18 protein-coding genes and 4 pseudogenes are annotated in these 25,381 nt (G+C 56.5%); 13 read left to right on the top strand and 9 right to left on the bottom strand.

Annotation, left to right across the window (positions count from 1 at the left end):
• Positions 1-510: 510 nt before the first annotated feature.
• Positions 511-1,323, top strand: a complete 813-nt coding sequence (locus tag LQ249_RS15700) for a M949_RS01915 family surface polysaccharide biosynthesis protein (RefSeq protein ID WP_046383491.1) — start codon at positions 511-513, stop codon at positions 1,321-1,323.
• A gap of 108 nt (positions 1,324-1,431) precedes the next feature.
• On the top strand, positions 1,432-2,346 hold the full coding sequence (locus tag LQ249_RS15695) for a site-specific integrase (RefSeq protein ID WP_017846244.1): 915 nt from the start codon (positions 1,432-1,434) through the stop codon (positions 2,344-2,346).
• Between the two features lie 43 nt (positions 2,347-2,389).
• Here the strand turns inward: LQ249_RS15695 and LQ249_RS15690 are convergent, their stop codons facing one another.
• The gene (locus tag LQ249_RS15690) at positions 2,390-3,601 is read right to left on the bottom strand and encodes a multidrug effflux MFS transporter (RefSeq protein ID WP_108524167.1); all 1,212 of its coding nucleotides are present in this window, start codon (positions 3,599-3,601) and stop codon (positions 2,390-2,392) included.
• A 190-nt stretch (positions 3,602-3,791) separates the two neighbouring features.
• On the opposite strand from LQ249_RS15690, the pseudogene LQ249_RS31805 reads away from it, so the two are divergent.
• Together LQ249_RS31805 and LQ249_RS31800 are read left to right on the top strand one after the other, a co-directional pair.
• Positions 3,792-4,556: pseudogene (locus LQ249_RS31805) on the top strand (MCP four helix bundle domain-containing protein); the annotation flags it as partial.
• Positions 4,551-5,414, top strand: a complete 864-nt coding sequence (locus LQ249_RS31800; protein WP_371920069.1) for a methyl-accepting chemotaxis protein — start codon at positions 4,551-4,553, stop codon at positions 5,412-5,414. The pseudogene LQ249_RS31805 and the gene LQ249_RS31800, both read left to right, overlap by 6 nt.
• A gap of 168 nt (positions 5,415-5,582) precedes the next feature.
• Here LQ249_RS31800 and flgG read toward each other — a convergent pair whose 3' ends face one another.
• Both flgG and flgE read right to left on the bottom strand, forming a co-directional pair.
• The gene (gene flgG / locus LQ249_RS15680; protein WP_232565611.1) at positions 5,583-6,368 is read right to left on the bottom strand and encodes a flagellar basal-body rod protein FlgG; all 786 of its coding nucleotides are present in this window, start codon (positions 6,366-6,368) and stop codon (positions 5,583-5,585) included.
• A gap of 75 nt (positions 6,369-6,443) precedes the next feature.
• Positions 6,444-7,760, bottom strand: coding sequence for a flagellar hook protein FlgE (gene flgE, locus LQ249_RS15675; protein ID WP_232565610.1), 1,317 nt, complete (start codon positions 7,758-7,760; stop codon positions 6,444-6,446).
• A 312-nt stretch (positions 7,761-8,072) separates the two neighbouring features.
• Here flgE and LQ249_RS15670 point away from each other — a divergent pair, with 312 nt between their 5' ends.
• Positions 8,073-8,579, top strand: coding sequence for an AAA family ATPase (locus LQ249_RS15670; RefSeq protein WP_046385296.1), 507 nt, complete (start codon positions 8,073-8,075; stop codon positions 8,577-8,579).
• Positions 8,580-8,666: 87 nt separating this feature from the next.
• Here the strand turns inward: LQ249_RS15670 and LQ249_RS15665 are convergent, their stop codons facing one another.
• Complete coding sequence (locus LQ249_RS15665; protein WP_046383487.1) at positions 8,667-9,569, bottom strand: LysR family transcriptional regulator; 903 nt, start codon at positions 9,567-9,569, stop codon at positions 8,667-8,669.
• 147 nt (positions 9,570-9,716) lie between these two features.
• Here LQ249_RS15665 and LQ249_RS15660 point away from each other — a divergent pair, with 147 nt between their 5' ends.
• The 5 genes from LQ249_RS15660 (at position 9,717) to LQ249_RS15640 (ending at position 15,200) form a co-directional block, all read left to right on the top strand.
• Entirely contained in the window at positions 9,717-10,490 is a 774-nt protein-coding gene (locus tag LQ249_RS15660; RefSeq protein WP_046383486.1) for an SDR family NAD(P)-dependent oxidoreductase, read from the top strand.
• A gap of 43 nt (positions 10,491-10,533) precedes the next feature.
• Positions 10,534-11,853 (top strand): MFS transporter, encoded by a 1,320-nt coding sequence (locus tag LQ249_RS15655; RefSeq protein ID WP_232565609.1) that lies wholly within the window; start codon positions 10,534-10,536, stop codon positions 11,851-11,853.
• 316 nt (positions 11,854-12,169) lie between these two features.
• A complete protein-coding gene (locus LQ249_RS15650) occupies positions 12,170-12,901 on the top strand; it encodes a GntR family transcriptional regulator (RefSeq protein ID WP_046383484.1) in 732 nt (243 codons plus the stop codon).
• Between the two features lie 135 nt (positions 12,902-13,036).
• A complete protein-coding gene (locus LQ249_RS15645) occupies positions 13,037-14,326 on the top strand; it encodes an MFS transporter (RefSeq protein WP_046383483.1) in 1,290 nt (429 codons plus the stop codon).
• A gap of 28 nt (positions 14,327-14,354) precedes the next feature.
• Positions 14,355-15,200, top strand: coding sequence for an amidohydrolase family protein (locus tag LQ249_RS15640; RefSeq protein ID WP_232565608.1), 846 nt, complete (start codon positions 14,355-14,357; stop codon positions 15,198-15,200).
• A gap of 153 nt (positions 15,201-15,353) precedes the next feature.
• Here LQ249_RS15640 and LQ249_RS15635 read toward each other — a convergent pair whose 3' ends face one another.
• On the bottom strand, positions 15,354-15,956 hold the full coding sequence (locus LQ249_RS15635; protein WP_232565607.1) for a MepB family protein: 603 nt from the start codon (positions 15,954-15,956) through the stop codon (positions 15,354-15,356).
• 247 nt (positions 15,957-16,203) lie between these two features.
• On the opposite strand from LQ249_RS15635, the pseudogene LQ249_RS15630 reads away from it, so the two are divergent.
• Positions 16,204-16,392: pseudogene (locus LQ249_RS15630) on the top strand (site-specific integrase); the annotation flags it as partial.
• 67 nt (positions 16,393-16,459) lie between these two features.
• Here the strand turns inward: LQ249_RS15630 and LQ249_RS15625 are convergent.
• The 4 genes from LQ249_RS15625 to LQ249_RS15610 are packed head-to-tail and all read right to left on the bottom strand — an operon-like array spanning position 16,460 to position 22,918.
• Positions 16,460-17,299 (bottom strand): DUF7281 domain-containing protein, encoded by an 840-nt coding sequence (locus LQ249_RS15625; RefSeq protein ID WP_232565606.1) that lies wholly within the window; start codon positions 17,297-17,299, stop codon positions 16,460-16,462.
• Entirely contained in the window at positions 17,296-18,537 is a 1,242-nt protein-coding gene (locus LQ249_RS15620) for a hypothetical protein (protein WP_232565605.1), read from the bottom strand. The genes LQ249_RS15625 and LQ249_RS15620 overlap by 4 nt, the downstream gene beginning before the upstream one ends.
• Complete coding sequence (locus LQ249_RS15615) at positions 18,534-19,196, bottom strand: hypothetical protein (protein ID WP_232565604.1); 663 nt, start codon at positions 19,194-19,196, stop codon at positions 18,534-18,536. Before LQ249_RS15615 ends, LQ249_RS15620 begins: the two co-directional genes overlap by 4 nt.
• Complete coding sequence (locus LQ249_RS15610) at positions 19,193-22,918, bottom strand: ATP-binding protein (protein ID WP_232565603.1); 3,726 nt, start codon at positions 22,916-22,918, stop codon at positions 19,193-19,195. The genes LQ249_RS15615 and LQ249_RS15610 overlap by 4 nt, the downstream gene beginning before the upstream one ends.
• A gap of 186 nt (positions 22,919-23,104) precedes the next feature.
• Here LQ249_RS15610 and LQ249_RS15605 point away from each other — a divergent pair.
• Positions 23,105-23,978 (top strand): annotated as a pseudogene (locus LQ249_RS15605) (helix-turn-helix transcriptional regulator).
• Between the two features lie 220 nt (positions 23,979-24,198).
• Positions 24,199-25,360 (top strand): annotated as a pseudogene (locus LQ249_RS15600) (IS3 family transposase).
• Positions 25,361-25,381: the final 21 nt, after the last annotated feature.

The raw sequence follows: 25,381 nt of genomic DNA, 5'->3' as shown, positions 1-25,381 counted from the left end.
ATTCATAACCTCGGGGTTTGAGCAACTTGGAGCGTGAAGACAACAGCCACTGGCCGAAAAGGCGGGTGTCTGGTTAAACCTAGTGTGGAATTGGGGAGTTCATCCGACCATCCTGGTGGGGTATTGAGGTCTTCCATGTGTAGCAGAGAGTAAAGACCAAAAACCACAAAGGTAAAGGGGAATCAACAAGTTAGTCGGCACAGTGCGGCTCGTTCTCAAGTCCTATGGCCAAGATTAAGCGTAAAAATGTTCAACGAATATGAAAGCCGTATGAAAAACTCGTTTATTTGACAGGTAGACAGCTAGGGTTCAGCTACACAACTAAGGCTCTGAGGGTGTTGTTTATTTAGCGTAATAGGAACGTTTTGCATGACGCCGGGCTCCACTGAGTAGGCGCGGATCTGCGTGGTGCGTGGCGGCAGTGTCTGCTACGTGTGTTTATTGAAGAATCTTCTCTGCATTGCGCCTCAAGTGCCGGTAAAGTAAGCCATCTCTTGCCAGGGTACTCGGATGAATAGCGTGCAGCGTTTAGGCGGCCAATGGCGGCCGGTGTTGATGGGATTGTTGATGAGCGCAGCCTGCGTCACCACCGCATGCGCCGATGACGCAGTGGCGCTGACCACGGTGGCCCAACTGCCGGAAGGGGTTGAAGTGCGCGGCAAGCAAGTTGCCGCCTACACCTGGGACGACCGCCAGGGCAAGAACCTGCTGGTGTTGGCCGAGCAAATCAGCGAACGCGAGGATGACGGCACCCAGTCGGCGTTTGTCTACGCGGCCCAGTATCTGATCGACGGTGACCGCCCCAAGCGCATGTGGATGCTCTACGACGACGTGCAGCACTGTGAATTCGATGCCGCGCTGCGCTTCGACATGGCGGCGACCAAAGTCACCGACCTTGCCGGCGACGGCACCACCCAGGCTACGGTGGGTTACACGCGCACCTGCACCAGTGATGTCAGCCCTAATGAATTCAAACTGATCATGCATGTCGGCAAGGCGCAGAAGTACCGCCTGCGCGGGGTCGACCGGGTCGGCGCCGCCTGGTGGGACGAAGAGGCCGGGGCACTGCGTGGCATGCCGCTGCCCAGGGATTGCAGCGTCGCCGGGCAACAAGCGTTGGTCAGCCAGTACAAGGAGCAGGGCACCGAGTTGCCTTTGCCGGGTTGCTACAGCGACGAGAAAGACTTTGCCAAGGCGCCGGAGGCCTACCTGACGTTCATGCGTCAGCACTGGTTCGCGCTGATGCAGAAACAGGATGCTGAATGGGGCCAGGCGCAGACCCCGTCCCAGGAGCCGACCGAGGACGAAGAGACCGCCCCGTGATTTGGCGCCAGGGCCGATCGTGCGTTAGACTCGGCCGTCGCCAATTCAATAAATACCTCGAATAAACAATTGGTTACTCGAGGTATTTAATCCAAAGGCTGATCTACCTTGACTGAGTCTATCCGCAACCCTCTGACCCTCTACCTCACCCGCCTGGCGCCCTCCAGCCAACTGACCATGCGTTACGTGCTGCAGGATGCCGCCGACCGCCTGGGCTTCGAGGACATCAACCTTGAGGAGATCGACTGGCACCTGCTGCAACCCGAACAGGTGATCGCGCTGGTTGCGGCCTTGCGCGAGGACGGCTACGCGCCCAATACCTCATCGCTGTATGTCAACGCTGTGCGCGGGGTCATGAACGAAGCCTGGCGCATGAGCCTGATCAGCCAGGAACACCTGCTGAAAATCCGCACGGTCAAGGCTGCGCCCGGTACACGCCTGAGCCAGGGGCGCAATCTGCGTCGCACGTTGATCCGCGAAATGATGGACGTATGCGCTGCCGATCCGCGCCCCCAGGGCCTGCGCGATGCTGCAGTGATCGGCATCTTGTATGGCTCAGGCATGCGCAAGTCGGAGTCGGTCAACCTCGACCTGGCGCAGATCAACTTTGGCGAGCGCAGCCTGCGCGTGATCGGCAAGGGCAACAAGGAACTGATCAAGTACGCGCCGGGCTGGGCCTTCGCCAAATTACAGGCCTGGCTCGAATTCCGGCGCGAACAGCTCAAGGAAGGCGAGCCAGACGATGCGTTCCTGTTCAACCGCATCCGCCGGGGCAGCCACATCACCCGCGAACGCATCACCAAGCATGCGATTTACTACATCGCCCGCCAGCGCGGTCAGCAAGTCGGGGTGACGATCATGCCCCATGATTTTCGGCGGTCTTTCATCACGCGGGTGATCGAGGAACATGACCTGTCGATTGCACAAAAACTTGCGCACCACACCAATATCCAGACCACCGCCAGCTATGACATGCGCGATGACAATGAGCGCCGGCGCGCGGTGGATCGGTTTGACCTGTAGCCGTCGGCGAGCGCGGTCGCCGTGTTCCATCCTCGGGCATGGCTCAGGAGGAAGGCGGAGCGCCGGGCAGCAAGTGCGCCGGTAAACGGCGCAAGGTCCACAACGTGGTGAGCATCGCCGCGACCGCACACAGGGCGATGCCAATCAACATCGGCGCCGGGGTGTGATCGGCGAAGATTCCCACCAGGGTCATGGAGACCGCGGCCGTGATCATCTGGATCGCGCCGAGCAGTGCCGACGCGGAACCCGCCACCGCACCATGATCCTCCAGGGACAACACACCGGCCGCCGGTAACAGCAAGCCGAGAAACCCGAAACCGATAAACAGCAGTGTCATCATCAAGCCCAGGTGATTGCCCCACAGCGTGGTGGCGGCCAACACCACCATGACCGCCGCCACGCCCACCACCGACCAGCGAATCAGCGGCGCCAGCCCGAAGCGTGCGCTCAGGCGGGCGGTGAGTTGACTCATGGCAAAAAATGACGCCGCGTTCAGCGCAAAGCACAGGCTGAATTGGGTCGGGGTCAACCCGAAGTACTCGATGTATACGAACGGCGCGCTGCCGATAAACACAAAGAACGTTGCCAGGCCGAACCCGCACACCACCGATAAACCGATGAACACCGGGTCGCGCAACAACGCCCCATAACTGCTGAATGCATGCCCCAGGGTCTTGCCCAGTCTGCGCTCGGCGGGGTGGGTTTCAGGCAATTGCACGATGGTCATGCCCAGGCACAACACGGCCACCACCGCCAGCACGGCAAACACCTCGCGCCAACTCCAGAGCGCAATCACCAGGCTACCGGCCAATGGCGCGAGGATCGGCGACACACTCATCACCAACATCAGCAAAGCCATCAGGCGTGCCGCTTCATGGCCGGTATACAGGTCACGCACAATCGCCCGCGGAATCACCATCCCCGCGCATGCGCCGAACGCCTGCACGGCGCGAAAACCAATCAGCACTTCGATGCTCGGCGCCAGGGCGCAGCCGATACTGCCCACGGCGAAGATCACCAACCCGGCATAGATCGGCGGCTTGCGCCCGAACACATCACTGATCGGGCCATAAAACAGCTGGCAGACGCCGATGATCATGAAGAACACCGTGAGGCTCATCTGCACCGCTGCCGGCGAGGCCTGCAGGCTGGCGCCCAGGGTCGGCAGCGCTGGCAGGTAGATATCGATGGCAAAGGGGCCGACGGCCGTGATCAGACCTAGCAGCAAAGCAAGGCGGGCGATACGTTTAGGCATGGGCAGTTCCGGGTGAAGCAAAGGTCGGTCAGCTTAAAGAACCGCCCCCGCGCAAACAAGGCGGGGAGGGCTTTGAGTTTATCTGCGCAGATCTGCGCAATTGAGCTTCAATAACAGGGAGCCTCTGCCGATAACAGTATCAGTGACGCTCTAGCGGTTGGGTTCCCAACCGGCTGTCCAGGCTACGGGGATGACCAGCATGACGATCAAATTACGCTTATGGCTATTGATTGCGACCGGGTTGCTCACCGCTTTGATCATGAGCCTGGCCGGTTACCTGGGAAACGTCCGGATGGCCGATGCCGTGCAGGATAACGAGATCAGCATGACGGTGCTGCGCAACCACATGGAAGCCGACATGATGCACGACGCCCTGCGCGCCGATGTGTTGTCGGCGATGTTGGTCGGGTTGGGTAAAAGCACCAGCACCAAGGCCGAGGTCGGCAACTCGCTCAAGGAGCATGCCGAGCACTTTCGCCAGGTGCTGGAGGACAACCTCAAGCTGCCGCTGGGCGACACGCTCAAGACCAGCCTGGAAAAAATCAAACCCAGCCTGGATACCTATATCAGCGCCGCTGAACGCATTGTGGCACTCGCGCTGGACAACCCGGAGGCCGCTCGCGGCGAACTGGAGACCTTCAATACAGCCTTCAGCCAGTTGGAAGGTCAGCTGGCGAGCCTCAGCGAGCTGATCGAAACCAATACGCAGCAAACCAGCATCGGCACCCGACAAACCATCAGCAACGCCAACTTCACCTTGGGCGTGGTGTTGATTGCGAGCCTGCTGCTGCTCCTGGCGCAGGGCCGCTGGGTTACCCGGAGCATCATGGGGCCGTTGCAGGCCGCAAGCCGCATCGCCGACAGCATTGCCCGTGGCAATTTGAGCGAACCGATTGTCGAGCCCCAGCGCAAGGACGAGGCCAGCGCGCTGATACGCAGCCTCGGCACCATGCAGCGGGACCTGCGCGGCATGATCGAAGTGGTGCGCAGCAATGCCCATGGCGTCAATGGCATGAGCGAGCAGTTGAGCCAGGGTTGCCATGAGGTGGCGGGCAGCAGTCAGCAGCAAAGTAGCGCCGCCAGCACCATGGCGGCGGCGGCCAGTGAAATGACCGCCAGTATCGAGGAAATCACCCAACATGCGGCGCGCGCACTGAACATGGCCAACCAGGCAGAAGCCTTGGCCAAGGACGGCGGTCGGGTGATCCACCAAGTGGTCAGTGACATGGCTGGCATTGCCCGTTCGGCGCAGCAGTCGGCTCACGTCATCCGCACGCTGGACAAGGAGTCCGAGGCAATCTTCAGCATTATCCAGGTCATCAAGGGCATTGCCGATCAAACCAATCTGCTGGCCCTGAATGCCGCGATCGAAGCCGCCCGTGCCGGTGAACAGGGGCGCGGTTTTGCGGTAGTCGCCGATGAAGTGCGCAGCCTGGCCGGACGCACCAGCGCCTCGACCCAGGAAATTGCCAGCATGGTCGGCCGTATCCAGCAAAACACCCGCGAAGCGGTGACCAGCATGGAGGAGGGCGTCACACAAGTGGACAAGGGCATGGCCGTGACCGCCGAAGTCGAGCGCGCCATCCGCGAGATTCTCCAGGCCACCCTCAACACCACTGAGTTGGTCAACGACATCTCCCGCACCATCAGCGAGCAAAGCCTGGCCAGTAACGAAATTGCCCATCAAGTGGAGATGATTGCCAGCATGTCGCAGCGCAACAGCCAGGTGATCGGCACGACGGCCTCGACGACGGACGAGTTGTCTGCGTTGGCGGGGAAATTGTCGCAGTCGGTGGATCGATTTCGGCTCTGAGCATCACCGCTGATTTAGACAACTCGACTCAATCCTAACGCCAGCAGCCATCGGCAATTCGTGATGGCTGAGGGATGAGGTTTGGCTGTTTGGTACGCTGGCGGCTAGGGATATACGATCGTGACAGTCGTCATGGCAGCATTGAATCGGTGCTGTCTCGTTACTCAATCAAAGACTCTTTGTAAGGTTGCCTAGCATCTCTTTTGCGGTAGCGACAACTTTGGAGTTCATTTCATAGGCTCGTTGAGTGGTGATCATGTTGACCATCTCTTCAACGGTACTCACGTTTGAGGTTTCCAAGGTGCTCTGCAATGTTGTGCCGATACCATTGACTCCTGGAGTGCCGACTTGAGGAGCCCCGCTGGCGGCGGTTTCCAGAAAGAGGTTGGCGCCTTGTGCTTGCAAGCCTGCCGGATTAATGAAATCGGCTATCTGCAGATTGCCAATCACCTGCGAGGCAGGGCTGCCGGCGACAGTGATCGATACAGTCCCGTCCTGGCCCACGGTGAATGTCTGGGCGTTGTTGGGGACAACGATCGCCGGTTCCAGGGCGAACCCATTCGCTGTGACGATCTGACCGTTTGCATTTAAGTGGAACGTGCCGTCCCTCGTGTAGGAAAGGCTGCCGTCGGGTTGCAGTATCTGGAAAAAACCACGGCCGTTCAGCGCCAGGTCCAGAGGTTGACCGGTCGTTTGCAGGCTGCCGGCAGAGAAGTTTTTCTGGGTGCCGACGACATGCACCCCGGTGCCTAGTTGCAGGCCAGAGGGCAGTGCACTGTTCTGGGTTGACTGTGCGCCTGGCTGTCGTTTGATCTGATAGACAAGGTCTTGAAACTCGGCGCGATCACGTTTGAAGCCGGTAGTCGAGACGTTCGCCAGGTTGTTGGAAATAGTGGTCAGGTTAGTGTCCTGGGCAGAAAGCCCGGTTTTTGCGACATACAGTGCAGGCAGCATCCAAATCTCCTTGGCGGCGGTGGTGCGGGGTCAGGATCTATCGGGTGGAGCAAACAATGGACTTCCGACCACGCCTCACGTCATCTGGAGCAACGTTTTGTTGATGGTGCTCTCGGTCGAAATCGTCTTGGCGTTTGCCTGGTAGTTGCTCTGGGCCTTGATCAGGTTCACCAGCTCGGTGGTCAGGTTAACGTTGGAGTTCTCCAGAGCATTGGCGACGATCGATCCCAGCGTTCCGGCCTGAGGGACGTCATAACCCGGCTGGCCAGAAGCGAAGGTTTCCTTCCAGGCAGTGCCACCCGCCGGCTGCAGGCCTTGCTCGTTGTTGAAACTGGCCAGCGACAGCTGGCCGATCGCTTTACTTTGTTGGTTGCTGAACGTGGCGAACATCACACCGCTACCGTCGATTTTCAGGCCGGTAATTTGCCCCGTCGCGTAACCATCGGTGATCGGCGGGTTGCGATAGCTGGCAGAGTTGTACTGTGTGATGTTGCCCATGTTGATCGCAACGCCACCCGGGTTGGCGGCAGCGCCGTTATCTTTCCATGCGCCATTGACCAGCGCGCCCGGCTTCCAGTCGGTAATCGTCAGGGTGGTCTTGGACGTGGTGGAGGGCGGTACTGTAATAGTCGAAAGGGTGCCCGACGTGTCAAATGTCAACAGTGAGCCGCTGGGCGCGACACCGGCGGGGCCACTGATCGCCGTGCCGTCTGGATTGCGTCCATCGATCAGCGTGTAAGACATCCATTTATTGGCGTCCGTCTTCACCATGTACTGCACCATAGCGTGCGAGTTGCCTTGGGTGTCGTACAAGGTGGTGCTGTATTGGGTCGTGAAGCTGCTGGTGTCGGTTGGGTCGAACGGCTTGGTGGCTTGGTTGATCGCCGGCGCAGACGCGTTCAGGTTGCTGGTGGAGTCCACCTTGCTGGAAGCCTTTGGCGGCAGGTTCGATAGGTTCAGCCGCAGGTCGGTCAACCCGCCTTTGATGATCTTGCCGTCGGCGTCTGCGGCGTAGCCTTGCAGGCGTGAAGTGCCCGTATTGTTGGTGATGTAGCCATCTTTGTCTGCGCTGAAGGCACCGTTACGGGTGTACTGCAGAGAGCCGTCGCTGCCTTTCTGCACAAAAAAACCACCGCCTTGGATCGCCATATCCAGTGTGCCGCCACTGCCGTTGACATCGCCTTGAGTGAACTGCTGGGACACACCGGACAGGTTCACACCATTACCGATAGCGTTACGCCCAGTACCCAGCTTGGCAGCCGCATAGATATCAGCAAATTCTGCACGGGATGATTTGAAACCGGTGGTGGCGACGTTGGCGATGTTATTGCCAGTGACATCCAACTGTTTGTTGGCCGCAAACAGCCCGCTGAGCCCAATATTAAAAGACATAGCCACTCCTTATTTTGCCATTCGGTTTGAATTTGAAGCAGGGGGCTGATCTGGCCGGGATTGAAGCATGGGGTTGCTGAGACACCCTTGGAGTATCTTTTTCAGGCCGTCAGTTAGTCATCCAAGCGCCCACCGCTTAATCGGCGATGACATTAGAGATGCTGATTGTGCGCAAAGAATGTCGGGGTTTATGGGAGGAACCGTGGAGGAATGATGGAGGTGTCAGTTTTTTGTGGGAGGCATAACTTAAACGGTGATCTGATGACCGAGGTTACAAGGTACATTGTGTTTGCACTCTTCCAAGGACAGACAATGCTTATCGTATTCAGCGGCCTTCCGGGCACTGGAAAAACCACTATCGCCAAGGCCCTCGTCGCTACGACAGGCGCCCTCTACCTGCGGATCGATACGATCGAACAAGCGATTCGAAACTCCGGTGCTCTTGCGCAAGACGTGGGGCGCAGTGGCTACATGGTCGCGAATGAACTTGCCCTGAGTAATCTTCGTCTAGGCCGTATGGTCATCGTTGATTGCGTAAATCCAATCGTCGAAAGCCGAATGGCGTGGAACGAAGCCGCCTCGAAAGCGGGTGTTCGGTTGGTAAATATTGAAGTGATTTGCTCGGATAAAAACGAACATCGGCGCCGGATAGAAACGAGGCTGGGTGATATTCCCGGGTTGATTCCACCAACCTGGCAATCTGTGTTGGATCACGAATATGAAGCGTGGGCCGAAGCGCCGTTTTGCATAGACACCGCGCTGACTTCGCCGGAGCAAGCAGTATCGATGCTCACCGAAGGCTTATTGCCCAGTGAGTAGTGGCGGCTAATGGGCGCTTAGTCTGCGGTGAGGGCAGGGGAGTTTGCGCACTTGCCTGCGGCGCGGCGCGAGCAACCGCTGTTTTCGCTAGCGAAAACGCTCGGCAGCGGGGTCAGCCAACAGCTCGTTCACCAGGTTGAATACAGTGTTCTTCACCGGACTGTCCAGATCAACCCAGGCAAGGCCGGTCGTTGCCCGGTAATCGCCCAACTCCAGGGGCTTGGACATCACGTTGGCGGGCAGGGCACGCCCGGCACGAGCCGGCAGTAACCCGACGCCGAGCCCGGCGGAAACCAGCGCGAGCATGGTGGTGAACTCGCCGAGTTCCGATGCTATTTCCAGCTGCGCGCCGTGGGTGCTCACGGCATGCATTAGGCCATCGTAAAATCCGGGTGCATAGCGTCTGCCGAGGACGAAAACGGGTACGTTTGCCAGCGCTGTGGGGTGCAGCGTGCCGCACACAGCCAGAGGATGATCGCCGTGCAAAGCCACTATGAAGGTCTCCCGTAGCACTTCCAGGGTTTGAATCCCCGGGGCCACGGCCGGCAAACGCATCAAGCCGAAATCGAGCTGGCCATTTTTCAGCGCCGCTGTCTGATCCGGGCCCGGCATGTCCTTGAGTTCCAGTTCAATCCGCGGAAATCGTTGATGCAGTGAGCGGATCAAGGTGGGCAGCAATTCGGGTAATACCGAGGAGACGAAACCTAAACGCACGCGACCTATTTCACCGCGCCCTGACGCCCTGGCCACGTCCGCTGCATGGGCCGCTTGATGCAAGGTCGCGCGCGCCTCCGGTAGGAAAATCAGTCCCACTTCGGTCAAAGCGACCGAGTGCCGACTGCGCTCGAACAGGCGCACCCCCAGTTCTTCCTCGAGCAACTTGATCTGCATGCTCAGCGCCGGTTGAACGATCGACAGTTGTTGCGCGGCTCGACCGAAGTGAAGCTCCTGAGCCAAGGTCACAAATGCTCTCAAATGTTTGATTTCCATCTGAATACTCCGAGCTTTCAGGGGCTGTTTCGCGCTTATCATGAATTTTGATCACGATATCATTAATGACGATTGGACGTGACCGCTGGGCTGCGATGAAGTGACGGCAAGGCCGAAAAAAACAAATGGCCATTTGTGGAGAACAGCATGTCATTCAATACCAGTAGCTTCCAGCTTAACGGGCGCAGGGCCCTGATCACCGGTTCGGGCAAAGGCATCGGGCTTGAACTGGCCAGAGGCTTGGGAGCTGCGGGCGCCACTGTGGTGATCAATGATCGTAATAGTGACAGAGCGCAACTCATCGCAAGTCAATTGCGTGACGAGGGTGTAAGCACAGAGATCGCGGTGTTTGATGTCACCGATCAGGCTCAGGTTTTCGAAGTGATCAATAGCTTTGAGGCGCAGACCGGAGCCATCGATATCCTGGTGAACAATGCCGGCATTCAGCGGCGGGCACCGCTGGAAGATTTTGCCGCGAACGATTGGCACGAATTGATGCGGGTCAATCTAGACGGCGTCTTCCATGTGTCCCAGGCAGTCGCCCGGCACATGATTGCCCGGCGTCGCGGCAAGATCATCAATATCTGCTCGGTTCAGAGCGAATTGGCCCGGCCGACGATCGCTCCTTATGCGGCGTCGAAAGGTGCCGTGAAGATGCTCACCAAGGGCATGTGCGCCGAATGGGCGTGCCACGGTATTCAGGCCAATGGGTTGGCACCTGGCTATTTCGCGACGCAGATGAACCAGGCACTGGTAGACAATCCGGAATTTTCCCAATGGCTGTGCAAACGCACGCCTGCGGGCCGTTGGGGGCGCGTCGAGGAGTTGTGTGGTGCCGCCGTATTTCTCGCATCCGCTGCCTCGGACTTCATCAACGGCCAAACGATCTTCGTCGACGGAGGCCTGACAAGCGTCGTTTGAATGTTACTCCCGCCGCAAACAACAACAATAACAGGGGACATCCATGAGCAACCTCAAAGAGCAGGTAGCGTCGCTGGTCGATATTGCCGGGCAGGCTACCGACGAAAATCGTCAACACGTCAAAACCAAAAGCTTCGCACCCAAGCGTTGGCGGTATCTGATTCCGCTAATTTTCATTACCTACAGCCTCGCGTATCTGGATCGCGCCAATTATGGCTTTGCCAGTGCTGCGGGCATCGAGCAGGACCTGGGTATCACCAAAAGCATGTCCTCGTTGATCGGGGCCCTGTTCTTTCTGGGCTACTTTTTCTTTCAGGTTCCGGGCGCTATCTACGCGCAGAAATACAGTGTGCGCAAATTGGTGTTCTGGAGCCTGATCTTGTGGGGCATCTGCGCGATGGCCACGGGGCTGGTGACCAATATTCCGATGTTGATGGTGATCAGGGTGTCGCTGGGCATCGTCGAGGCCGCAGTGATGCCCGCCATGCTGATTTTCATCAGTAACTGGTTCACCCGCAAGGAACGCTCGCGTGCCAATACGTTTCTGGTTCTCGGCAATCCGGTCACCGTACTTTGGATGTCGGTGGTCTCGGGCTATTTGATTCACGCGTGGGGCTGGCGCGAGATGTTCGTGATTGAAGGCGCGCCAGCAGTGTTGTGGGCGTTCATCTGGTGGCGGCTGGCGCGGGACAAGCCCGAGCAGGTCGACTGGCTGACTCAGCAGGAAAAAAACCAGCTGGCCGCGACACTGGCAAACGAACAGAAAGGCATGAAGGTGGTGCGTAATTACCGCCAGGCGTTTACCAGCCGGGTGGTGATCCAACTGTGCTGCGTCCACGCGCTGTGGAGCATCGGGGTTTACGGATTCATCATGTGGCTGCCGACGATCATCAAACAAGCCGCGGCTACGGATATTGTCACGGTAGGCTGGTTGAGCGCTGTGCCTTATGTCGCGGCCGTGGCCGCCATGCTTGCGGTGTCTTGGATGTCAGATAAATCCCAGCAGCGTAAACATTTTGTCTGGCCGCTTCTGGCGCTGGGTGCGCTGGCATTTTTCTGCTCCTACTTGCTTGGCCCGAGCCATTTCTGGTTGTCGTTTGCTTTGCTGAGCATCGCCGGGGCGGCTTTGTACGCGCCTTACGGACCATTTTTTGCGCTGATCCCGGAAGTTCTGCCCTCCAATGTTTTCGGTGGCGCAATTGGTTTGATCAACGCTTGCGGGGCATTAGGTGCCTTTGTGGGCTCATGGATTGTCGGCTACCTGATCGGCCTTACCGGCAACCCCGGAGCGGCCTATATTTTCATGACGGTCGGGGTACTGTCCTCGGCGTTGCTCATGGCTTGGGTGAAGGTGCGGCGATGAGACACAAAATTGACTGCGCGGTTGTCAGCGATCCTGGCAATGCGTCAGTAGCCGTTCTGGTGATCCGCGATCAGTGCCGCCCTCAAAATCCTTGAGCAGGGCAGCGGTGTGGCTCAAGCGTTGATGGACAAGATTTGCGGGGGGGCAGGGGAGACAACGGAGAGGATTTCCGAGTCGAACTGACGCAGATTGGCTACGGCTTGGCCCCGCTATTCGTCAGCAAAATGCCTTGACCCTTATTGACAGCCAAGCGGTATGGGGAAATACTCACCTCTATATTCATATATATGACTAGATAACAAGGTGAATAAAGTCGATGAATGCTCTTTCCAGTGATGTTCGCCTGCCGCTTTACCAACGCCTGCGTGACCATTTGGCTGAACAGATCGCCAACAATCGCTGGCGTCCGGGGGAAGCGATTCCCACCGAAGCTGCGCTTTCAGCGGAATACCAACTGTCTACTGGCACCGTGCGCAAAGCGGTCGATGCATTGGTCAGTGAAGGTATCCTGGAACGTCAGCAAGGTCGAGGCACTTTCATTCGCCGGCCTCAGTTCCAATCTTCGCTGTTCCGATTCTTCCGTTTTCAAACCGCTGCCGGCGAGCGCCGGGTGCCAGAGAGTCGCATCCTGTCGATCGAACCGGTGGCCGCGCCCTCGGCGGTGGCCCAGGCGTTGGGGCTGCCACTCGACGCGCCGGTGATCCGCATTGTTCGTGTGCGTCTGCTCGATGTTCAGCCGGTGCTCGCCGAAGAAATCTGGTTGCCCCGCAACCGCTTTCAGCCGCTGCTGGAGATCGACCTGAGTAGCAAAGGGCCGCTGTTGTATCCGATCTATGAAGAGGTCTGCGGTCAGGTCGTCGCCTCGGCCGAAGAAACGCTGACCGCTGAATCGGTGAATGACGTGCACGCGCGATTGCTGCAAGTCCCGGTCAACAGCCCGGTGGTGGTGATCGAGAGGCTGGCGCGTGATTACGCCGGCACACCGCTGGAGTGGCGTCGTTCTCGCGGGCATGCCGAGCACTTCCGTTACCGCGTGGATATTCGCTGACCCGTGCCTGGGTAGCGTTTCGTTCAGCGGCGAGTCGGTCGCCGCTGGTTTGATCGTTTTGTTTGTTCTGACTGGCCTCGTAGCGGCGCGGTTCGCTCTCGGCTGCCTCACGTTCCACCTATAAGGATAAGAATCATGTTTAGCTGGTATCGCCAAGTCACTCCTCGGGAGCGCAAGACGTTTTGGGCCTGCTTCGGCGGATGGTCGCTCGACGCGCTGGAGGTACAAATGTTCGGCCTGGCGATTCCGGCGTTGATCGCCGCGTTCGCCCTGACCAAGGGCGACGCGGGGCTGATCAGTGGTGTCACCCTGGTCACTTCAGCCATTGGTGGCTGGGTAGGGGGGACGTTGTCCGACCGCTACGGCCGGGTACGCACACTTCAGTGGATGATTTTGTGGTTCTCGGTCTTCACCTTTCTGTCCGCGTTCGTTACGGGATTCAATCAGCTCTTGATCGTCAAAGCGCTCCAGGGTTTTGGCATCGGTGGCGAATGGGCTGCCGGCGCAGTGCTGATGGCTGAGACAATCAACCCTCAATATCGCGGCAAGGTCATGGGAACGGTGCAAAGCGCCTGGGCCGTGGGTTGGGGCCTGGCGGTCGGGGTGTTTACGCTGATTTACTCCTTTGTACCGCAGGACATGGCCTGGCGTGTGATGTTCCTGGTCGGATTGCTGCCGTCGTTCCTGATCATCTGGGTACGTCGCAACGTCGAGGAGCCCGACAGCTTCCAGCGCCTGCAAAAAGAAAACGCCATCCCGCAAAGCTTCTTCAAATCCCTGGCCGGCATTTTCCGCCCTGAACTCATCCGCGTGACGCTGTTCGGTGGTCTGTTGGGCCTCGGCGCGCACGGCGGCTACCACGCAGTGATGACCTGGCTGCCGACGTTCCTCAAGACAGAGCGCAACCTGTCGGTGCTGAACTCTGGCGGCTACCTCGCGGTGATTATCTTCGCCTTCTGGTGTGGCTGTGTGGTCAGCGGATTTTTGATCGACCGTATTGGCCGTCGCAAAAACATCGTGTTGTTTGCGTTGTGCTGTGTCGTCACCGTGCAGTGCTATGTGTTCCTGCCGCTGACCAATACCCAGATGCTGTTCCTGGGGTTTCCGCTCGGCTTCTTCGCCGCCGGCATTCCGGCGAGTCTTGGTGCGCTGTTCAACGAGTTGTATCCAGCGGACGTGCGCGGCGCCGGTGTCGGTTTCTGCTACAACTTTGGCCGAGTACTTTCCGCGGTGTTCCCGTTCCTGGTCGGCCACATGAGCGACTCCATGTCCTTGGGGTCTGCAATTGGCATCGACGCAGGGGTCGCCTACGGTGTGGCGGTGATCGCGGCACTTTGCCTGCCGGAAACCCGTGGGCGCAGTCTCGAGGCCTCGACTGCGCCGGTGCAAACCACGGTCGACGGCAACGAGACCGCCCGGGCCTGATGACCATTACCTTCGATAGATGAAATCCATGCCTGATACCTGTCCTGCGCCGATCACCGGCATCGACTCCCACGCTCATGTGTTCAGCCGCGAGCTGAACCTGGCCGCTGCACGACGCTATACCCCTGGCTACGACGCCACACTTGCGCAGTATCTGAAGCACTTGCAAGCCCATGGCCTGAGTCATGGTGTATTGGTGCAGCCGAGTTTTCTCGGCACCGACAATAACTACCTGCTGGCGGCGCTGAGGCAGGTGCCGGAACGATTGAGAGGGGTGGTGGTGCTGGAGCGAGGTGTTAGCCGCGTCATGTTGAACGACATGGCTCGGCTGGGCGTGGTCGGCATTCGCTTGAACCTCATGGGCAAAGCCTTGCCTGACTTTCACGACGCTGCCTGGAAGGACTTCTTCGGCCACATCGCTGAACTGGACTGGCACGTGGAGTTGCACCGCCAGGTGGAGGATTTACCGAAACTGATTCGTCAGCTGATGCCGTTTGGGATCAAACTCGTCATCGATCACTTGGGGCGTCCGGACGCGCGTTTTGGCCTTGATCAGCCAGGTTTTTCCGAGGTGCTGGAACTGGGGCTGAGCGGGCAAGTGTGGATGAAGGTGTCCGGTATCTATCGACTGGAAGGTACGCCACAACAGAACTTCGAGTTTGCCCGGATGGCGTTACCGCTGCTGGAGCAGAGCTTCGGCCGTCGCCGTTTGGTGTGGGGCAGCGACTGGCCGCATACGCAACATGAAGAAGGCGTCGGTTTCGATACGGTGATCGATCAACTTCAAGCACTGGAGTGCTCGACGGAGCTTATGCGTGCGCTGCTAGTGGACTCGCCACGGATGTTATTCGGGTTTGCAAAAGGCGAAAGTTGAAACTTACGCGTAAATTTCTGGCTACTTCAGACCTTTCTTAGTTGTAGAGTGGGAGGAAGGAATGAAGGAGTATATTAATAACTCAACTAAATGGCTATTTAGTTGAGTTATTAATAGCAGTCATGAGAGAGGGGGCTGGAGTAGGGTATACGCTCACTTTAACGAGGACCTGAACAACGATTTTATGTGCTGTAACGAAGTCTGGTCTGAGGGTTCAACTGTCACGAAATGCTGGAGTTGCCACCGCTGAGTCTGTAACGCTTGCTTGGCAATAGGTCGGCTCCAGGGCGGATACACACGTAAAGCACGCTTGCCACCGACGCCATTTATGGACATCACGCCATGGGACAGCAACGTTGCACGGTCAAATACAAACTGACCACTTTGTTCGGTGCCAGTCGCGTGGATCACAACGAAGTCGATATTATCGTTGCTATCCAGCGGAGTAATCACACTCGTTGCACAGGGTCGTTTCCACAGCGTCACGAACTGACCAATCTTGGTCGGCGTGGTTTTGGCGACACGGAACACAACCTGGCGAGTACCCAGCATGAATCGACAACCGCCATACTCTCTAGCCTCAACGTCAGGAGAAATATCTTCCGAGCATTTCAAGCCAGCCGGCAGATAAACCGCATCAATCGCAGCAAACAAACAACTCGGTACGACTGACGTGCCCATGGATGGAACCTTGATGGATTGGATTGCAGCAGATGCGAGCGTAGCGAGAAGATGTGTGTATTGCAGCGAACACATCAACAGACGCCACTGGTTCTAAAAGAAGCGTACCACCCACCCAAAGTCAGAATCTACTGCTACGCATAATGTATATTATGTTAAATAATGTGCCATGCTAGAGGTGCGTTGCCAATGCAAGCAGCCTTTCGTTTCTCAACTTGATATCTGTTACCGTTGCGAAACGAGGACAAAAATAGTGATCGTCGCTCTGGAGGCCTTGTGAATAAAGGCGTTCAGCCCACTTATCCTGTGCCAAAAACTCACTCGGGTAGCTTCGTCGCACTGGCTGCGCCATACCTCTGCAACGTTTGATGCGCCGTTTCGTAACGCCAAAGACTTGCAGAGTGATCTTCGGCATTCCAACCTGGCAACGACTCAGAACACGTATTATCACTCACACGATCAGGAGCGTGCACACTCAGTCAAGCGCCTAGGTTTACGCGATCGTGGCTAAACGTCTTTAGCTTCAAACGTGCCAATGCGTACCAGCGCGAGATGCTATGAGGTATCGGTCAGATCTTCTAAGAACAGAGGTCGAGTACCTCCAAGCCCATCCCCGCCATAGATTCCTGCGATATTGCCAGCTCTCTGGTCAGCAGATCTTCCACTTGCGGCAGTTCAATCCTCCTCAACCATTCTCTTGCGACGTGCTGCCTTTCGTAGTCCTGTGGCTTGTCCCATTCTTCCGCAATGATGCATTCGATCGCATCCATTGTTGGTACCACAATCCCTCGAGCTTTTATCGTCAGGGTGTTCATCCACCCTTGAGGGTCGTAATCAGGGAAGCATATGACATCAGTTACACCGGCCAGGGCCTTCGTAACAGCCGCAGCCGTGTTCTGAGGGCTTCCACGGAAAAGCATGGGTAAGCGCTTTACCTCATCCGGCCAGCGGTACTCGTGAATCGCAAACATGACTGCCAGATTCTCCACCAGCAGCACTCTCTCTGAACCATGTAACTCCTCAGCGGGGACGTTCAGGCTTCCGCCAATAGGGTGGCGATAGATTCCTGAAGCCAGCTCCAGCTGACCAGATAGCGATGCGACCATGACGACTCGATCTGCCGTCCTCAAGCGGGCCAGCTTTTCATTACGGGATTTCTTCGCAGTGTCGATGCGGTCTCCTTCCAGCTCACCCAAACTTTGGTGCAACGCATCAATTCCAGCGTCCCGCTGCAGCATCACCCTGAGGGTATGCAGGTCGCCCTCGCTCAGCGCCAAAGAACTGCTCCCAAACTTCGTGCCGATACCGTAGTCCGAGTGGAGGCGGCTCCAAGTCGCGTTCAGTTGTACCTTTGTAGCGTGTTGCCGGATCGCTTTTACGATGGGTGTAATCGATCTCCTAGTGGTGAAAATGCTCATAGCCGCCCTGCTCGCTCTAAAATCAGATCAAGTACAAGTCGGTTAGCTGATGCTCTCAGGAATGGTGCGTAAACCGGGTTCAATCGATAGTTGAGTGGCTTGTGACGTACCTTGCTCACAGCAGACTGCAGGCGTACGTAGCCATCTAGGGCATAGAGCCAAATGCTCATGGATATTCCCGGGGCTCCATGTGCCTGCCAATACGCCACAGCAGACTGGGGCTCCTTAGTGTCAATCAAGCACTTGAGCATGCATTCTAGGTGATCACGAGCGAATGGCTTCTCTAGCACTTTCGTCGGTTCGTCTTTGGGTACAACAGGTTTCGACTCACGTGGCTTGGGCGGCTCCGTTATGCGCCGGGTTTTAGTAGCTGGGAGTGAAGCGATCAGCAATTCAAGCTCTTCAAGGCTCTCTCCCGCCTCGACGTCACAGTACACGCTGCCAATCAGCTCCATCTTGACTGCTGGAGCCCAGGAGGCAGCGTCTTTTCGGGCAAAAAGAGGCTCGAGGTCGATAGGATTTCCTGCTTGGAGAAATACATCGACTGCGTGAGCAACCTGGCGCATGTGGTTACGCTTGCGCACCGCTAGGCTGAGTCGATCAAGACGCCCTATCATTTCATCCAAAGCAAGGCGGTTTCGCGATACCGCGCCGAGAAGACTCTCAAGGAGAACGCGTCGCAAAGAGCGATCGCTGCGCGCGAGGCCTGCTAGGCCAACATGAGTGAACAGCCCCAGCTTGTCATGCAGGCGCTTAAGGCGATTGATTGCGTTGTTGATGTCACGCAGCCGATCCCTGAGGCGTGGTGAAAAGCCGTATCCACCCTCAATAAACGCACGAGTCTGGGCTTGCTCATTCCGCAGATGGTTCATGACCTGGCGGCAGCTGTGCGTCAAACGCTTGAGGTGTCGTTCGGCATCACTAGATAAGTCGGCAGCCTTGGCATCATGGTAGGCCTCACAGTGCTGCTGAATGGCAATGAGGGATTCCTGCAAGTCAGGAGCGACACGTTCGAACCCTTGAAGTGAAATCTGCGCGCCTACATCCAGCAGCAAACCACTGAGGTAGTAGAGCTCATCATCCTCTTCGATCAGTCCCTTGGACATGAGGTAGGAAACACCCTTAGTCCTTCGTTCGGGCAGTGCGATCCCATCCTCGTCTGCAATCGCCAATGCTTCCAAGAATGGCGCATTCCGCATCAGCGCTTCGCCCAACTCTGTCCAGTCTGCCTCTTTCACAAATCGAGCCCTCCCTGTTGCTCGCCCCCAGGTTGATCACTCGTGCCCACGTCAAGACTGAGCGAGTTGTATTCGGCTATCCATGCAAGGATCGTGTGTACGTAGCCCATTTTGCCTGTGGCTACATAGTTAGCGGATTCGCAGCTGCGCTTGACTAGGTAGCCCGCATCAGCCAAAGCACGTAGCACCAAGCTCAGCCTGTCCTTGTTGTCCTTTCCGCTTTTGGATTTACTGAAGAAGTCGTATCCACTCAAATCCCAAAGCTGCGTACGGTAGGTCACGTGATTCTCGATCGAATCGAGCATGTCGGCGAAGGAAATCGTGTCACCCGGGGCTAGGCAGGTCTCACTCCGGCCTGCGCGATTGATCAGCCGGATGAACTCGAGACAGGGTCTGAGCTGATCACGCAGTTCGACCAGCTGAGCCGTGGCTGCATCTCGGTCGACCGCTTCAGTGAGATCTACGTACCGTGCAAAGAACGTGTCCGGAGCCTCAGGCTCGCCGAGAGTCGCCAATTTCCGCCCTAACGGGGCAAGCGCGTTCTCAACCGCTTCCGCAAAGTCAGCATCGCGCATCTGTCGGTGCAGCTCTGGGTAGGTGTACTGGCAGATGAAGCTGCCGGACAGAAGCTTATGTAGAACATCTCTCAATGGGCTCACAGTGCACCCTCCCCGTCGTCATTTCCAAGCGCATCATTCAGATCATCAAGCTCGTCCACTTCTTGGATGCCGTATTCCTTGACTACGATTGAGTCGGTATCGGCCCTCCGCTCGAGGCTGTATCGATTATTGAATTGCCGCAGCAGCTCCGGAGCTCCTCCCGGGAAGCACGCGAGCATGGAAAGCCCGCGCTCATTGAAGTAATTGACCAAAGCTACATAGTTTTCTGGCGAGAGCTCCAGGGCCTCGTCGATCGGGATAGACATCTGGAAATCTGCCTCATTCCGTAGCAGTTCAAACAGCGAGACGTAGATCATGGCGACGATGATCTTGGTGAGCCCAGTGCTGCTGAGGTGAATAAGCTCGGCGTTGTTCGTCGCTACCTTTACTCTGCCCTGGTCATTACATGTAACGTTCACGTCGAAGCAGTCCGACAGCTTGGAGGTGAACGCCCCTTCTTCAATCTGTCGCTCGATGGTGCGCAGCGCTTCCATGAAACCTTCTGTTGGAAGGTATTCGCCACCCATCGCATCCCACCGCTTGTATTGCTGCTCGTAGTTCGTCAGGTCATCCCAGAACGACATGTTGTGAATGCGTGATGAGACCTTGAATTCGAACTGGCGAATCTGCGCAAAGGAACCGAGCACCTCGCTCGCTTTTGCCGTTGCGTCACGACCTAGCTTCAAAATGCTTCGGTGCAATTGCTGCAGTTTTGAGCGACTATCGCAGAGCTCGTCTGACAGGTTTTTGGCTTGGATGATCAGCTTCGTCTTCTGATCTGGATGCGAGATTTCAATGTATTCCTGCAGGTTCGGAGCGGCTTCTAACCATGCGAGCTCAAGTTCATAAGTAGCGTTCGCGGCATGATTTATGATCTGTTCGATCGCAGCGCCCTGTGGTGTGTGGGCCAGACGATCTCGCTGGAAGCGTTTGTGAACTTCTCGATAAAGCTCCGTACCCTTCCGCTGACAATCGGCTCTCCGGCGCTTAAGCTTACCTACTTCATCCTCAATGTCAGACGCTTTAACTGTCAAGCTGAGCTGACCCTCTGTGGCTGCGTCGATTTGAGTGAGCTCGCGGAGGACACGCGTAACGGCTCCCAATTCCAGATCATCCTCATGACCCTGGATTACTAGAACCTTCCTGCGTTCGCTGATCACTTTTTGCGCAGTCTGCACTTCCCGTTGCCACTGATCGATGGAGCGATTGATCCGATCGAGCTCGGCCTTCGTCCTTGCCAGAGTGGCCTTGCGGTCGGATACCGCTGGCACAGCTTCTCTCACCCAGAGGCGGTAGCTATCGATCATTGATTCATGTGCGAGAAGATTCTTGACCTTCCCTGTTAACTCATCAATCTCCAAGTTGAGCCGTTTGCTCTCAGTGTCATCAACTCCAGCAGCCAGTAGCTGTGCTGCCAAGTCAATTTGTGCTTGTTGCAACGCCGCCGTTAGCGTTTTATCGATGCGCTCTCGTGTGGTATTCAGCTCCAGGTCAGCTTGATTCAGCTCCCCAGCCAGCAGCATCTGGCCTGCTTCACCATCAGCTTGTATGTCGCTAACTTCGCGCCTGTGCCTTTCTTTCACGTTTTCTAGCTGATGGTTTAGTCGTTCGAGGCGAATGTTCGCTTCCGAGACGCGGGCTTCTTGCAGCGCAAGCTCCTGGATTACCTCTTCGCGGGCTCGATCAATGAGCCCGGAGTGATCCCCTTTCAATGTTTCCAACTCGAGGCATGCATTGCTCAAGTCCTTCTGAGCTGCAGACACCTTCAGCCCGTGCTGGCGGAGCCGTTCTTCCACGCTGCGCTGCTGTTTCCCTACCGCATCCATTTCCGAGCTGAGCGATTGGATTTGCGCAGTCAGTGAGGCAATCTCGGCTTCAAGGGTCTGGGTGCTTGCAACCGCAGCTTGAGGGAGCACCTCAAGGTTAATCTCAACGCCATAAAGGCTTTGCTCAACCCCCTCGAGAAGTGCCGGATTTAGATCCGTGCGCATCAGCGTATCTACCGGGATGAGTCGAGCAATATTCTCCGTCCAGGTAGGATGATGGCGACGGAGAAAACCAAGCAGGGTCTCCGCGCCTGCCTTGAGTTGTTCCTTGAGGCTTTCGCGATCTCCGGTGAGCGCGTTCCTCCGTTGCTGCAAGCCGCTGAATTCTGCAGCGCGTACCAGTCGCTCCTGCGAAAAGCCCTCGATTTCTGCCGAAATAGCATTGAAGTGTTTCTGAAACTCGGCGACCACCATCATCTGGTCATCAATGTCACGCTGAGCCTGATCCAGTTCACGTTGCGCGGCCGGCAGAACGCTGATGGTTTTAAGCTGTTCGGCGAATGCAACCTCGCGAGCATGGGTGCTTGTCGCCTGCAACTGTTCCTGCAGATGCATTGCAAGCTCAGTCTCGTGGGCTGTTCGAGTTTCTTCGAGCAGCTTTTCCTGAGTCGCCAGCAGTTCCTTTTGTCGTCTCTGAATAACTTGCGATGCCGAGGTATGCCTAGAGAAGGCAACATCCCTGCCGTCCGAGGCGACCTCTCTCGCCGCAGCCTCGAGCTCTTGATAAACACTACGAATATCTGCTCCTTGGCGATTGAGTTTGATCAAGTGTTCCTGCTTGAGATTCAGCTGAGCTCGTATCTCGGGTAGTTGATCAAATTGCTCTGAAAGCTGTTGGGTGCGATTTTGTTGGTACTCGGCACGCTTGTTTTCAAACCTTTGGAGCCATGCTTCCTGCTCTGCCAGCTCAGTGTTAACTTCACCTTTTTGGCCATTTAGGCCACTCATTCTCTCTCTACTCGAGATCTGAAGCTGTTCGTCTTCCTCGGATAGGCCAGCCAAAGCGATGACAAGAGCGTTCTGACGTTCTCTAAGCTGATCTTCGAGCATTAAAACCCGACGTTTTTGAGTACCCATCTGTCGAACAACAGCACGGAACTCATGGCATTGGAGGTTCATTTGATAAATGTCCGGCTTGAGCGATTCCATTAGCTCGTAACCAGCGCGGTTGTCGACCACATTCCTGAATGGTTGCGCGTTGAGCATCATCAGGGTGCGGCTAGGATCCGCATTTTCCTGCTGAAGAATCTCGGCCATAGTCGCCTTCATGGTATCGAAGGTGCCCCCGCTCTCCAGGAGCGCCAGCGTCACATAGTCAATTCCATTGAAATCCTTGCGTTTCGGCGCCAGCGAGAAGCTCATACGCAGACTTACGATCAACTTACGTTTGCCAGCATCTGCGATTTTTTCGAGATGGGCTGTCCCGCTGTTGAACTGGATGATTTGCCGGTAATGATACGGCTGCAGCTCAGGTGAGCAGGAAACACCTTTTTGTGCGAGATGGCCATACAGCTCGCCGGGTAGCACCAGTTGGCCTGCTTCGTAGTCGCGATACAGGAGCTCAGGGCTCCAGGGGCTTGAAACGAGACGGTACGAATAACCTTCCCCGCTACGGTGCATGATCGCGCACCGGGCGGCGCCAGCGTAGTTGATGTATTCGAAAACGATAAAGCTGGATGACCGCGGGAGGTACCAGTTCGCAAAGCTCTCGCGGTTGGTGCCTGCTTTGACCAAGCGCCCTGGAGATGCGCCGTAGAAGACTGGAATCAGCTTGATGAACGATGACTTACCGATGCCATTTTCACCGGTGACGCTGGTGTTCCCTTCCATGACGAGCTCAGCTTTCGCTCCCGCACAAAGCGAATCGATCAGCACGATTTTGACTAGTTGCGACATCGGACGCCTCTCTGGCAAAAACCAAGTCTGTAGCAGTACAGCGGATTTCTCACACGGCAGCCGCTTAAATTCAGCACCAATTCGGTTTCATGGCGCTTGCTCTCGGTTGGACAATATGTAGATATACTCGACACATCCATAGTGTTTACGCATACAGGTAAACTTTTCAGGCAGATGGAGGCCGATATGAAACGCGGAAAGTCAATTGAATCGGTGCGCTGGGATCTGGCGTTGAGGTATAGGTTGATCGAGACAGTCGCGTGGTGGGAGGGACGTTTGACGACCAATCATCTGATTCAGAGTTTTGGCATCAGTCGACAGCAAGCGTCGAAGGACATCAACACCTACATCGATGAGCATGCGCCAAAAAATCTGGAGTATGACAAACACCTGAAAGGGTACGTACCTAGCAAACACTTCAAGCCACTATTCATTGAAAACAGCGCCACGGCATATCTTCATCTGCTTAGTCAGAACCATGAGCGAGCTCCGCATATCGAGGGGCTGGCTCTTGCCTACGCTCACATTGATGTGCTCGATGTTCCGGATCGTTCCATACGTCCCGAGGTGCTCCGACCGCTACTGAAGGCTTGTCGAGAAGGTCAACGGCTTGAGTGCGAATACGCGTCTTTCCGGTCACCAGAAGGCGAGACCCGCCTCATAGCGCCCCACACGCTGATTCATACCGGCATGCGTTGGCATGTTCGAGCCTACTGCGAAGAATGCGGACTATCGCGATTTTGTGTTGAGTCGTTTCAGAGGCGTACCGGAACTGATGGATGACTATACAGAGCACTCCCGCACGCTCGATCCAGGGTGGACAACGCCGGCGACGGTCATCATCGAGCCAGATTCACGACTAAAGCCAGGACAGCGCGCGATCATTGAAGCGGACTACGGAATGGAAGACGGAAAACTCATAATTCAGACTCGCGGAGCCATGGTTCAGTACGTTCTTCATCGCTATCAGATCGACGCAACCAAGGTGCATGCAAAACCCATGGCGCAACAAATTGTCGTTGCGAATCTGGATGAACTGGGGCCTTGGTTGTACCAGTGAGTCGATGTCGGTGGGTATCGAACCAAGGTTTAGCATGTGTAAATAATTCACCCACGTTCAACTAGCCAAAACTGGAAAAAGCGAATACTGGATAGCCAACGTCTGTCTCTGCCGGAGCCTTTGACACACGTTTCCCTCCTCGGTAAAGGGTGGCGGTGTAGTGGTCTAATGAAACCGGACACCCATTTAGGCGAGAATGCTCGCCAGAACGAGGTGTCAGATGACCAAACAACGCCGTACCTTTTCCCCTGAATTCAAACGCGAGGCTGCCGAGCTCGTTCTCAAGCAGGATTACAGCTTCATTGAGGCCAGCCGCTCGCTTGGTGTCGGGGAGTCGGCTTTGCGCCGATGGGTCGACCAGGTGCAACAAGAACGCACGGGCGTCACCCCGCAGAGCAAAGCGCTGACCCCGGAGCAGCAGAAAATCCAAGATCTGGAAGCCCGAATTGCTCGCCTTGAGCGGGAAAAATCGATCTTAAAAAAGGCTACCGCGCTCTTGATGTCGGAAGATCTCGAGCGTTCGCGCTGATTGACCAGTTGAGCATCCACGAGCCGGTTGATTGGCTGTGCAAGGTGTTTGAAGTGACCCGCTCGTGCTACTACGCTCGGCGTCTCAGGCGCCGCACACCGGAAGTAGAACGCCTTCGATTGCGCAGTCGGGTGAACGAGTTGTTCACCCAAGGCCGCAGTGCTCCCGGTAGCCGTAGCATCATGGCCATGATGCAGGACGACGGCGAGCAGATCGGGCGATTCAAAGTGCGCAGCCTGATGCGCGAGCTGGAGTTGGTCAGCAAACAACCGGGATCGCATGCTTACAAAAAGGCGACGGTCGAGCGGCCCGACATTCCTAATATTTTGAACCGGGAGTTTGATGTGCCCACTCCTGACCACGTCTGGTGTGGCGATATCACTTACATCTGGGCTCAAAGGAAATGGCAGTATCTGGCGGTTGTCCTAGATCTTTTTGCCCGCCGTGTTGTGGGCTGGGCGTTGTCGGGAAAGCCGGATGCGGACTTGGTCATCAAGGCCTTGGACATGGCTTACGAGCAGCGAGGGAAGCCTCAAGGTCTGCTGTTCCACTCCGACCAAGGCTCGCAATATGGAAGTCGGAGTTTTCGCCAGCGCCTTTGGCGATATCGCATGCGTCAGAGCATGAGCCGGCGAGGAAATTGTTGGGATATGCGCCGATGGAGCGGGTGTTCAGGAGCCTGAAAACCGAGTGGATACCGACCATGGGCTACACGACGGCCCAACAAGCTCAGCGGGATATCAGCCATTTTTTGATGCACCGGTACAACTGGATTCGACCGCACCAATTTAATGGTGGGCTGCCACCGGCTCAGGCCGAGAAAAAACTTAACGTCGTGTCCGGGATTAGTTGACCACTACACTTTGCCTCTCAG

Source organism: Pseudomonas sp. 7-41 (assembly GCF_021233075.1).
GTDB classification, from domain to species: domain Bacteria; phylum Pseudomonadota; class Gammaproteobacteria; order Pseudomonadales; family Pseudomonadaceae; genus Aquipseudomonas; species Aquipseudomonas veronii.
The sequence above is the reverse complement of the archived record's forward strand: the minus strand, read 5'-3'. Positions and strand labels throughout refer to the sequence as shown.